The sequence below is a fragment of the Desulfobacula sp. genome, from assembly GCF_021107415.1.
Genome location: NZ_JAIOSW010000407.1, coordinates 1 through 5,260, shown reverse-complemented (window position 1 = coordinate 5,260; position 5,260 = coordinate 1). Strand labels below are relative to the sequence as shown.

Below are 5,260 nucleotides of genomic sequence, written 5' to 3'. Positions count from 1 at the left end.
TTTCCTGGGAAGGTCAGTCTTTTACAGGGTTTGAAGGGGACAGCGTGGCAAGCGCTCTCTTTGCCAATGGGGTAAAAATTTTCAGCCGCAGCCTTAAATATCATCGCCCCAGAGGCTTGTACAGCATGGATGGAGAAAGTGCCAATACCATGGTTAATATAAACGGCGAGTGTAATGCCCGGTCGGAAACAACTCTTTTAAGCCAGGGTGACAGGGTCACGGCTCAGAATTACTGGGGATCTGTTGAGAATGACAGATTTGCATTTTTAAATTATTTTGATGGATTCATGCCGGCTGGTTTCTACTACAGACGGCTTCATAAACCTGCTTTTCTCTGGTCCATGGCCAGCAAATTTATTCGGAAAATGGCTGGAACAGGCGTTCTTGATACAAAGCAAACCTGGAACAAAAATAATTCCGGTGAACTCTATCCCCAGGCTGATGTTTGTGTCATCGGCGGTGGCCCTGCCGGGTTGAAGGCAGCTATTGCATCTGCAGGTAAGGGACTTAGAGTGATCTTGCTTGAGGGACGAACCTGTCTGGGGGGAAATTACGACTGGCGAGTCCGGGAATATAATGGAGAATCTCTTTTTACCCGTGCAGAAACACTTTTAAAAGAAGTTGAAAATAATAAGAATATCCGGGTTTTTAAGAAAACGTCCCTGATTGACCTGTCCGGGAACAATCAGGTTACAGCGTTTCAGACCGGAAGTGGTGCTGAATCGGATGAACAGCGATATATACATATCAGGCCCGAAAGTGTAGTGGTTGCAACCGGTGTCATGGAAAGACCCCTGATATTTGAACAAAATGAGTTGCCGGGAATCATGCAGGTGGGATGTGCATGGCGTCTTGCCCGTTCATATGGAATACTGCCCGGTAAAAAGGCTGTCTTTTGTGTTGGTGATGACTTAGGGCTTGAGGCTGCACTTGACCTTGCTCAATCAGGACTTGAAATCAAAGCTGTGGCCGATCAGCGGGATCAGGGCTATGATATCGAACTGGTAGAGGCCATTATGAAAAAAGGCATCCTGTTCTTAAAAAACTATATTGCGGATTCGGCTATTGGTAAAAAGCATGTCACAGGTGTGACATTATCCTCAATGAACGGCAAAGATAAACAAAAATTTGAATGCGACCTTTTGGTGGCATCAGCAGGATTGACCCCTTTGACAGGCCCTTTAAATACTGTGGGGGCAAAAATGAAATTTGATGAACATACAGGCTTTTTTCTGCCGGAACGGACTCCTTTCGGGGTTCATGCCGCAGGCAGGATACTGGGTTATCATACACCGGATGCCATCGAAGCCCATGGGACTTTAGCCGGACTTAAGGCAGCAAGGGATGCCGGTGCCGATGTTTCATTTACAGCGGCTGAAAACACGCTAAAAGATCTTTGCGGTCCTGCCAGGGGAAATAATGTTGCATTTAGCCCCAATATTGGTGTGGGTCGAAAATCATTTGTATGTTTTGATGAGGATGGTACTGTAAAAAGTGTTAAACAGTCCATTGACCAGGGATTTGATAAGCCGGAGCTTGTGAAACGGTTTGGCGGATTCGGCCTTGGACCTGGCCAGGGTGGCGTTCCCGGGCATAACCTGCCACTTGTTATCTCCCAATTAGAGAATGATCCCAATTCCAGTATCACACCGACAAATATACGCTCTCCACTGGTACCGGTCCTCATGGCAACCGTGGCTGGACAAAATCATTTATTGAAAAGATATACCCCCATGGTTGACCAGCAAAAATCCCCCCAGACTGAATTCATCAGAACAGGCGCATGGATGCGGGCCAATCGTTTTTCAGATGATCCGGATTGTGTAGAAGAAGTTACAGCGGTCAGGAAAAATGCGGGTATGATTGATGTTTCAACACTTGGGAAATTCCGTATTTTTGGTCCGGATGCCTTAAAGGCGCTGCAGCGGGTTTATATATCCGATATGAGCCAGGTTACTTCCGGCAAATTAAAATATTCTGCAATGCTGAACACCAGCGGTGCTGTTTTGGATGACGGTGTAGTAACAAAAATGGCTGACAATGATTATTATTTAACCACCTCAAGTGCATGGGCTGCTGAGGCTGAATCATGGATTCGTTATCATACCCGGTATGCTGATCTTGATTTTCATATAGTGAACCTTAGCAACACACTTGCTGCCATCAATATTGCCGGTCCAAAATCAAGACAGATATTGCAAAAATTGACAGAAAATGATGTTTCCAACAATAATTTTCCCTATATGGGTTATAAAGATATTCTGCTTAAGGATATGGTTATGGCAAAAACCTTGAGGGTGGGTTTTTTAGGGGAACTCTCATATGAGATCCATTTTCCAGCATCCTATGGCCCTGCTGTCTGGGATAAACTTCTGAAAGCTGGAAAAGAATTCGGTCTTATGCCCATAGGTCTTGAAGCTCAAAATATCAGTAGGATGGAGAAAGGTCATGTAATTATCGGGCTTGAAACAGAACAGAATACCAATCTTCGGGATCTGAGTCTTGGTTTTCTTTGGGATCAAAAAGATGCGGAAAATCAGAAGGTCGGTGCTCCGGCATTAAAATTCAGCCAGGGCCAGAAAGGAAGAACCAAACTTGTGGGGCTTGAAATCACTGACGGTCAGGATTGCCCTGGGGACGGTGCCATTATTTATCAGGATAATACCATCGTGGGTCATGTGTGTACTGTCCGAAAGTCGATTACCCTGAATAAAATCCTGGCAATGGCACTGGTAAAGGATCCATTAAATAAAATCGGGAATACCATACATATCTACCAGAACGAAGGCCAGGGCGAAAAACGTTTTACAGCCAAAGTTGTCCCCATGCCTTTTTATGATCCAAAAGGGCTAAGATTGAAAGACAAAGGAGAAAAATAATGGCGCAACTTAGAACCTCCCCCATAAAATTTGACCTTGAGCCTTTGACTGTTGAAGAAATAGACGGCTGGAAGGTAATCCGGGAGTATAAAAATCAAAAAAAAGATCCATTGCTCATCGACTTAAGTCACCGGCCGAGCTGGGATTTTCAGAACAAAGATATGTTAAGTTTTAATACGCCTGAATTATGTATTCCGGCTGATATGAACGGTGTAACCAGACAGGGCAATCTGTTTGTATCAAGGATGAATCAAACCCAGGCCCAGATATGGAGCCTTGATGGGATAACACCTTCTTTGGAATCTTTAACTCCAGGCTGTACAGATATCACAGATGGTCAGGCAGTACTGGCACTTATGGGCAAAGAGTTGGATCAGGTATTTGAGAGCTTACTTCCCCTTGAAATGTTTAAACCGGGTGAAACAGGCATGAAATTGTTCCAGACCCCATTATTTCATATCCCCTGCCAGATTCTTGTTCTGGACCGATCCGAAAAGATGAAGGTGGTTATCATCTCCTGTCCCAGAGGGTATGGAAATGATATGGCAAAGGCCATCCTCAAGTCAGCAGCTCCCCATGGGCTTGCTCCGGGAGGAAAAAATGTTTTTTTAAGCTGGTTGAATTCAGGTGAGTAAATTTTTTAATGCGTATTTGCAGTTTGTTATAATAATTAAAGGATGGTGGGAAAAATGAATGTTATAGTTTTAGGCGGCGGCCTGGTTGGTTCGCCAATGGCATATGATTTGGCAAAAGATACAGATATTAAAGTTACTGTGGCTGACAGGGACCAGGCCATACTGGATAAAATTGTGTCCCAGGGCATGGACATTTCGGTGATTCAAAAGGACTTGTCCATTCCCAAAGATGTGACAGAGCTTGTCAGTTCCTTTGATATGGTGATCAACGCCGTGCCTGGATTTATGGGATTTGAAACAGCTAAAGCGATTATAAGGGCTCAAAAAGATTGCACCTGTATTGCTTTTTATGAAGAAGACCCTTTTGACCTGGATCAGATGGCAAAGGATAACGGTGTCACTATGATCATGGATTGCGGCGTGTATCCGGGGATGGGCAGCGCCTTGATTATGGATGCGGCTCAAAAGCTCGACAAGGTGGACGAAATAATTACTTATGTCGGCGGGCTGCCTGTCATTCGTGAATGGCCAAGTCAATACAAAGCTGTGTTTTCCCCGGTTGATGTTATTGAGGAATATATTCGTCCCGCACGGTACATTGAAAATGGATTTGAAGTAGTACGACCGGCCCTGTCTGATGCGGAATATATATTTTTTCAAAATATCGGAACGCTTGAGGCATTTAATACAGACGGGTTAAGGACATTGGCAAAAAGCATTGATGCGCCGAATATGAAAGAGAAAACATTACGCTACCCGGGGCACATCGAAAAAATGGCTATTTTAAGGGAGCTCGGATTTTTCAATAAAGAAGAAATATTGGAATTTGACGGGGTGAAAACAAGCCCGTTGAATTTGACGAGCAAAGTTCTTTTTCCAAACTGGAAATTAAAAAAGGGAGAAGCGGATATCACTGTTTTTCAATCCTTTGTCAAAGGCATGAAAGATGGAAAAAAAATCGAATATTTCATTGACTTATATGATCGGTATTGTCCTGAAACAGATGTCATATCAATGGCCCGTACCACCGGGTATACGGCAACTGTTGCCCTTCGTATGATCGCAAAAGGGCTTTATACGGATAAAGGTATTTCCCCGCCCGAATATATAGGCAACTACCCTGAATGCGTAGAGTTTATGCAGGATCAGCTCAAGCAAAAAAACGTGAACTGGGAAGTAATTTCGTACGACCCTTCCACACTATAAAAATATCTTGTTTTTTTAATAGGTTTAAAATTGGTGCCCCTTTGTAAGGTTTGGGGCACCATTTATATTTTATGAACTTTGTACGCCAGGATCGTTAAGTCTTGGAAAGTGTTCTAAAATCATTCCGATTTAAATCGTATTTTTTCATTTTGTAGCTTAGGTTTTGTCGTGAGACCCCAAGAATTCCTGCAGCCATTGTGATATTTCCAAAGGTCTTGCTCAAAGCTCTAAAGATAATGGATTTTTCATCCTGATTTATGGGTACAGACAACTCTTCAAGAGTCGGTAATGGAGCTGACACATCAAATGATCTTATTTGAGTATTGAGCTGAGATTCTACAGGGGGATGGATGTCATGTGTTTTTGGTCGCAGGTTCTTTAGAAAATATTCAGGCACCATTTTTGCCTCTATCACTTCTGAGTCACGGGTGATATTCATGGAGGCTTCAATGAGATGCTCTAATTCTCGCACATTCCCTGGCCAGGGATAGGCATAAAACAGTTCCAGCAGATCAGGGCTGATCTTTCTGACCTTTTTTC

4 protein-coding genes are annotated in these 5,260 nt (G+C 43.5%); 3 read left to right on the top strand and 1 reads right to left on the bottom strand.

The window, feature by feature from the left end; all coding sequences use genetic code 11:
• The 3 genes from K8S13_RS20555 to K8S13_RS20545 form a co-directional block, all read left to right on the top strand.
• Nucleotides 1-2,879 (top strand): 2Fe-2S iron-sulfur cluster-binding protein (locus K8S13_RS20555; RefSeq protein ID WP_291465537.1); only part of this gene is annotated, 2,879 nt, incomplete at its 5' end.
• The gene (locus K8S13_RS20550) at nucleotides 2,879-3,514 is read left to right on the top strand and encodes a hypothetical protein (RefSeq protein WP_291465536.1); all 636 of its coding nucleotides are present in this window, start codon (nucleotides 2,879-2,881) and stop codon (nucleotides 3,512-3,514) included. The genes K8S13_RS20555 and K8S13_RS20550, both read left to right, overlap by 1 nt.
• 54 nt (nucleotides 3,515-3,568) lie before the next feature.
• Nucleotides 3,569-4,720, top strand: a complete 1,152-nt coding sequence (locus K8S13_RS20545; protein WP_291465535.1) for a saccharopine dehydrogenase C-terminal domain-containing protein — start codon at nucleotides 3,569-3,571, stop codon at nucleotides 4,718-4,720.
• Between the two features lie 94 nt (nucleotides 4,721-4,814).
• On the opposite strand, the gene K8S13_RS20540 is transcribed toward K8S13_RS20545, so the two are convergent.
• Nucleotides 4,815-5,260 (bottom strand): helix-turn-helix domain-containing protein (locus tag K8S13_RS20540; protein ID WP_291465533.1); only part of this gene is annotated, 446 nt, incomplete at its 5' end.